The following is a 207-nucleotide window of genomic DNA, read 5'->3' as shown; positions in this document are numbered from 1 at the left end:
CGCTACCAAGTCAGCCGCGTCACCATTTACCGCGCACTTAAAGCCGCAAGGGGCAGACTGCTCAAACCCCAAACCAGTATCAACAACCGTTTCAAACAGGCAAAGTACGGAATGAAACGCCTGGCCAAGGTAGAACGCAGCATTCAGGAAAAACTCAAAAGGCAGGCCAAACGCTACAATAAATCCTACCCCGGAGAGCTGGTACAT

1 pseudogene is annotated in these 207 nt (G+C 51.2%); it reads left to right on the top strand.

Annotation, left to right across the window (positions count from 1 at the left end):
- Positions 1 to 207, top strand: a pseudogene (locus ACTHTQ_RS11630) (IS481 family transposase); the annotation flags it as partial.

The sequence above is a fragment of the Neisseria sp. P0020.S003 genome, from assembly GCF_051957095.1.
GTDB lineage: Bacteria > Pseudomonadota > Gammaproteobacteria > Burkholderiales > Neisseriaceae > Neisseria > Neisseria subflava.
Note: the sequence above shows the minus strand (reverse complement) of the source record. Positions and strands in the feature narration are given on the sequence as shown.